The sequence below is a fragment of the Phocaeicola faecium genome (assembly GCF_014837055.1).
Classification (GTDB): Bacteria; Bacteroidota; Bacteroidia; order Bacteroidales; family Bacteroidaceae; genus Phocaeicola; species Phocaeicola gallinarum.
This window is the reverse complement of the sequence record NZ_JACSPQ010000037.1, coordinates 316-1,073: the sequence shown is the minus strand read 5'-3', so window position 1 is coordinate 1,073 and position 758 is coordinate 316. Positions and strand designations below refer to the sequence as shown.

Sequence of the window (758 nt, the reverse complement as noted above, 5' to 3'; positions counted from 1 at the left end):
GTTATGGGCTAACGGTAGAATGGGCGTTGCTATGACTGTTGAAGAACGTGAACAAGACGAGCCGCAGACCCCGGCCGGCCCGACCCGCCATGCCACGATCATGCGGGGCGTGGTCACGCCCATCTTCGGGCTGATCGCCGTGGCCTGCGTTGTGCTCGGTGTGCTGAACGCCACGATCTGGAAACCCAGCCGCGAGATCGTGGCCACGGCCACGGTCTCCGGCACGCGCTACGTGGTCACCGATCCCGGCGTGCTGGGGTTGGTCGATGACCGGGTGTCGATGACGGTGAAAAGCAAGAATGCCGAGGCCACGGTGTGCGTGGCCGAGGGATCGATGAAGGACATCACCGGCTGGATTTCCGGCAACCCCTACGTCCGTGTGACCGGACTGAGCGAGTGGACCGCACTGTCGGTGACCGACGCCGAGGCCCAGGGGTCAGATCTGTCCGGCGAGGGCGATGTGGCGTTCGCCGATTCTGACATGTGGACCATCGTGTCTTGCGATACGGGTGCCGTCACGTTGAAGACGACCGATGAGGATGCATCCCGTGTCGCTCTGGTGGATCTGGGGGAGGACGACGCCTCCGCCACCGTGACCATGGATTGGGTGCGCCAGAGCGTGCCCGATTTCGCGATGCCGTTCTACTTCGCCGGCGGTATCTGCGTGGTGCTGGCGGTGCTGTGTGCATCGGTGTTCGCCATGTCGCCGCACAAGCGTCGCAAAGCGGTTTCGGAAGCCGCCGAGGCGGAAGCCGAAG

At 64.2% G+C, this 758-nt stretch carries 1 protein-coding gene; it reads left to right on the top strand.

The window, feature by feature from the left end; all coding sequences use genetic code 11:
* Positions 1 to 31: 31 nt before the first annotated feature.
* Positions 32 to 758 (top strand): hypothetical protein (locus tag H9626_RS15720; RefSeq protein WP_225231017.1); only part of this gene is annotated, 727 nt, incomplete at its 3' end.